Consider the following 2,335-nt stretch of genomic DNA (forward strand, 5'->3'; position numbering starts at 1 on the left):
ACCGCCCAGCGGCTCACGGTCAGGTCTGCGCGCGCCCGGAGGCGGCGGGGAGTGAAGAGGCGAGTGAGGTCCGTCCCGCGGTCCAGTCACCCCCACCCTCCATGAACGCCCATGTCAGAGTGGGGGCAACGCACCGTAGCCGGAGTGCTCCGGCAGGTAGCGCACCCTTCCGTCCCGCCGCATACCCCTGGGTGGACGACCCGGTGCAGACTGTGACCGTCTCCTCCAGGAAAGGACAGGGCCATGGCACTCGCCCAGCGCATCAAGGAGCTCCGCACCCGCAACGGGCTCTCCCAGGCCGCGCTCGCGGACCGGCTGCACGTCTCCCGGCAGGCGGTGACGAAATGGGAGGCGGGACGCGGCATCCCGGACGTGGACAACCTGCGGGCGATGGCGGCCCTGTTCGGCGTCAGCGTGGACCATCTGCTGGACGGCACCGGGGACGGCGCGACGCCCGCCGTGCTACGGCATCCCGTGGACGTCGCCTCCCTCGAGCCGTACAAGCCGGCCGGTCGACCCCTGGGCGCGAAGAGTCACCGGGCCGTGCGCGAGGCCTTCCCTGACGCGGCCATCTACCCCCTCGCGCGGATGCGGTCCAATAACCGGGTGCAGGAGTTCCTCGAGTGGGGGCTGATGCTCGCCTTCGACACCCCCTACGGACTCTTCGGTCTCAGCGACAGCCTCAGCAACCGGGACGCCTACTACCTGGTGGAGGAGAAGAACCGCCATGTGCTCGCTCGCGTCACGCCCCAGGCCGTCGAGGGCAAGGAGCTGCCGGAACCCGTCGAGGGTCGCACGTTCACCGTCGGGGCGGACCGGTTCCGTCGAACGAGCCGCCCCCTCTGACCTGGCTGGGGCCGGCGCAGTGCTCCTCCGGTCGCTGCCTCGGTTCGGGATGTGGAGGCCGAACGGATCGTGGTCCTGCGTGACTCCGAGGCGCTCGCGACCCTCGGCATCGACCTCGCCGACGCCTGGAGGAGGCCGGTGCGCACGGGCTGATCGACACCCGTCTCGCACGGCCCCCGGGCTGTGGCACCTGACCCTGTTCCGGCGGAACGAGGACGGCGCGCCCCGGGTGACGCGTGCCCCGGGCGGTGTCACTGCTGGCTCTGGAGCATCTCCTCTCTCCGTTTGCGGGGGAATCCCGCACCTGACCCGCACAGAACCCGGCTTACAGCCGGTTTTCTGTCGAGGCAGGATGGCCCCATGACGCGCCTGCTCCCCGGGGACTCCCCCACGCTCGACCTCGCACCGGAGGACCCCGCCGACCTCCTCGCCCGCCTGCGCGCGGTTGGCGTCGAGATGAACGCGTCCGCCGAGCAGTTGATCGCCGACGCGTGGGTGCGCGTCGACGCGCCGATCCGAGTGACCGTCGTCGAGCGCACGCTCGCCGAGCTCGGCTTGCCCGACGGCGGCACCCTCCCCGAGCTGCGGCGAGCGGTTGAGGCGGCGGGCCTGCGGGAGTGCCCGCCCACCGTCGCCCCGCTGCTGCGCATGGCCACCCTGGACCAGGCGAACGCGCCGGACTCCGTGCTTCGGCACGGCCGCGCGCCCGACGGCTCCGCGCATGTGCTCAGCCCGTCCCTCGGCGACGAGCCCGGCGTGCACCGCGGCCTGTACCTGCGCGTGGTGGACCACGTCCCGAGGCTGCGCGGCTTCACGTGCGATGACCTCCATGTCTTTGGCCCCGAGGACCGCTGGATTCTGGCGCTGTGAGGGGCGCGGCCGGGTGCCCAGACCGCTCCACCGGCCCGGCATCGGCACGGACTTCTCAGGTGCTACACTGAACCCACTACATCCCCCACGCCTCTCCACGATGCGCACTTGGGGGATTTTTCTTTGCCTGGCGCTGCTTCGTGCCGGAACGGGAGGGTGAAGTGGGACGGACCATGCGGGCACGGGGGTCGGAGACCTTCACGAAGCCCCCGCTCTCCCACGAGCGGATGCTCGAGCAGCTTGAGAGCCGGGGGCTCGTGGTTCCGGACCGGGACCGCGCTCTCCGATACCTGCGGCACCTCGGGTACTACCGGCTCTCCCCCTACACGATCCCCTTCCAGGCGGAGCGATCCACTCACACCTTCGCCCCCGGTGCCGAGTTCGACGACGTCCTGGACCTGTACGTCTTCGATCGCAAGCTGCGGCTTCATTGCCTCGACGCCCTCGAGCGTGTGGAAGTCGCGGTCCGCGCAGCCCTGACCGACCTCATGACCGCGACCTATGACGACGCCCACTGGTACATCGACGCCGCGCACTTCCGCGACCGACAGCGGCACGCTGACCTCCTCGACGTCGTCCGCCGTCTGGTACGGAGCCGGCTGCTGGGGTTGGCCGAGTC

General features: G+C 70.8%; 3 protein-coding genes. All 3 read left to right on the forward strand.

All coding sequences use genetic code 11. The annotated features are described in order from the left end of the window. The first annotated feature begins 243 nt into the window (after window positions 1–243). Window positions 244–846 (forward strand): helix-turn-helix domain-containing protein, encoded by a 603-nt coding sequence (locus KVS67_RS11300; protein WP_217565374.1) that lies wholly within the window; start codon window positions 244–246, stop codon window positions 844–846. Between the two features lie 360 nt (window positions 847–1,206). After that, window positions 1,207–1,716 carry a hypothetical protein gene (locus KVS67_RS11305; RefSeq protein WP_170747870.1) on the forward strand — a complete coding sequence of 170 codons (510 nt, stop codon included), beginning with the start codon at window positions 1,207–1,209 and terminating at the stop codon, window positions 1,714–1,716. Window positions 1,717–1,889: 173 nt separating this feature from the next. After that, on the forward strand, window positions 1,890–2,335 hold a 446-nt coding region (locus KVS67_RS11310; protein ID WP_254629349.1), incomplete at its 3' end, for an Abi family protein.

This window comes from Micrococcus sp. GbtcB5 (genome assembly GCF_019091605.1).
GTDB lineage: Bacteria > Actinomycetota > Actinomycetes > Actinomycetales > Micrococcaceae > Micrococcus > Micrococcus luteus.